The organism is Variovorax sp. P1_H12_2, assembly GCF_056405335.1.
In genome coordinates this window covers 1-2,648 of sequence record NZ_JBFUCI010000612.1, presented here as the reverse complement: position 1 = coordinate 2,648, position 2,648 = coordinate 1, and the positions used below count along the sequence as shown (strand labels likewise).

Annotated in this window: 1 protein-coding gene; it reads right to left on the bottom strand. The window is 66.9% G+C overall.

Annotated elements, in window-relative coordinates:
• Nucleotides 1-2,511: class I SAM-dependent DNA methyltransferase (locus AC1D2K_RS33195; protein ID WP_478094494.1), on the bottom strand; the 2,511-nt coding region annotated here is incomplete at its 3' end.
• Nucleotides 2,512-2,648: the final 137 nt, after the last annotated feature.

The following is a 2,648-nucleotide window of genomic DNA, read 5'->3' as shown; positions in this document are numbered from 1 at the left end:
TTCAAGCAAGTGCTGATAAACCTCCGGGAAGCGTTGGCGCACGTCATTGGACTCAAGCCCGAATAGATCGATGACCCAGAAACCTCGCGGTGCTTTCACAAAGTCCCTGCCACTCAGGTAGGGCTTGATATGGCTCTCGAGTCCGGGAACAGCACCCAGCCCCAGTTCGCGCGCAACGTCCGCTGTCACTTGAAATGCCGCGCCGATGGTCTTCATGCCGACCGAGCACAGGCCGAGGTTGGCGTCGAGCAGCTTGGCCGATCCCAGGTTGGCGCCGATGCGCAGGTCCGCACCGATGAGGCCGGACCGGTCGGTCAGTGCAAGCGCGAGGTCTTCACCATCGCCGCCCTCCGGGCGTTCAGCCACCACTTCTCGCAGCACACCGGTGTGTTCGCCTTTCTGCCCGACCGTCATCGCAATGCGCACGGCCGCACCATTGGCGCTGTCCACCCAAGGGTGATCTGGTATGGCAAAAACAAGCGAAAGCCGGTCGGCGCCGCACAAATGCGGCTCGACCGCGCGGCGTACATAGGTCTGGCGCAGGCTGTTGGACGTGATGAGGCCGAATCGGCGGGCTCGCTCGTCTCTGACCTGCAGTGCGGCCTGGTGCCACCAGCGCATCACGAAATCGGTGGCTTCGGGTACGTCGGGCCAGGCCGCCTGAAGCGCATCGACATAGCCATCGCCCAGGGCTGCACGCATACGCTTGGAGCCGATGAACGGCGGATTCCCCACGATGAAGTCCGCTTGCGGCCACTCGGCTTGGCGCGGGTTCACATAGCGCCACTGCGGCACCTGCGCCGACTCATCCGGTACGGGCTGGCCGGTGACGGGGTGAGGCTTGGTGCTGATGCCGTCCCAGCGGGTGACCGGCTGGCCTGCCTCATCGGTGAGCGGTTCCTGCCGGTCGTAGGCCAGCACGGCATCGCGGTGCTCGATGTTGCCGTAGTCATGCACCACGGGCTCGGCCACGCTGGCGCGCCCCCGGCTGCGGATGTGCCACTGCAGGAAGCCGATCCACAGCACGAGCTCGGCCAGCGCGGCGGCGCGGCCGTTGAGTTCGATGCCGAGCAGTTGCTGCACGGTGACGGTCTCGCGGCCRAGGTCGAGGCTGTCCTGCGCATCACCGAGGGCGTCGAGCTGGTTGAGCACCTCACCCTCCAGCCGCTTGAGGTGTTCCAGCGTCACGTAGAGGAAGTTTCCGCTGCCGCAGGCCGGGTCCAGCACGCGCAGCGTGCACAGGCGGCGCAGAAAGGCACGCACCTGCTCGCGGGCTTCCTTCCACTTGGCGCGCACGGCCGCGTTGTGCCGGTCAAGGGCGGTGAAGTCCTTCTTGGTCTTGACCTCGGGCGGCTGGGCTTCGAGTTCGCTGGCTTCGTGCGCGAGGGTCAGTGCCGCGGCCTGGGCGTCGGCCCATTCGGCGCGCAAAGGCTCGATGACGGTGGGCAGCACCAGGCGTTCGACATAGGCGCGTGGGGTGTAGTGGGCGCCGAGGGCGTGGCGCTCGGACGGGTCCAGCGCGCGCTCCAGCAGGGTGCCGAAGATGGCGGGCTCGACCTCGCGCCAATTGGCGCGGGCGGCTGCGATGAGGCTGTCGATCTGCTCGGTGCTGAGCAGCAGGCTGAAGGCATCAGCGCTGGCGCCCTTGAAGAGCTTGCCGTTGAACTTGAGCACGTCCTTGACGAGGGCCGGCGAGAACCCGCCGCGGTCCATGTCGGCCCACAGGCTGGCCAGCATGCGGCGCAGTGTGGCGGGATCACCGCGGTGCTGGGTGAGTAGCCCGTGGAAAGAGCCAACTGGCAGCAACTCCACGTCCTCCGCAAACATGCTGAACAGGCAGCGCGAAAGGTAGGCGGCCACGTCGTGCGAGCGGTGCCCGGCCTGCTCCAGCGAGCGCGCCAGCGTGGCGAGTTGCTGCGAGACCTCGCGCGTGACCTTGGCGCTGATGCGGGCCGGGTCCAGCGCCGCCGGGTCGGTCCAGATGAGGCGCAGGCGCTCCAGGATCGCGGGCTGCGCCAGGTCGGCCAGGGCGATGCGGTGGCTGCGGGGGTCAGGAAACGGGACGTAGGTACCGCCGCTTCGGCTGAACTCCGCGTAGACCTCCAGCACGGTGCCCACATCGACCACCAGCACGAAGGGCGGGCGTCCCTCAATGGCCGGCAGCGCACGCGCATAGCCTTCGCCCTGTGCCCGGGCGCGTAGCAGGCCGTCGTCGAAGCCCTTGGTGTGTCGGCCGGCCTTCWGCTTCTTCGCCTCAAGGACGAAGTGGCCGCGCCGGTAGCAGTCGATGCGGCCAGGGCTGCTGCTGCCGTCGCCATGAGCGAAGGTCACGGGCCGCTCGAACATGTAGTCCTGCTCGGCCGTGGGGTGCGGCTTGGGCACCTCCAGCAGTTCGCACAGGCCCATCACGAAAGATTGCGCGGTAGCCAACTCTGTCGCTGTCACGCCTTGCCAGCGTTCGATGAACGCGGCGATTGTTGTTTTGCTATCGATTGTTGTTCTGCGATCCATGGTGCGGCATCTTAGAGGTGGAACCTCACCACGGCGATGAAGGAAGCGTTGAAGTTGGCCTGTGCGGCTGGCGTGCGGCTTCTCGTTGCGACACTCCTGATGCTCGGGACTGCATGTGGGGTGGGCGCTGCCCTCGC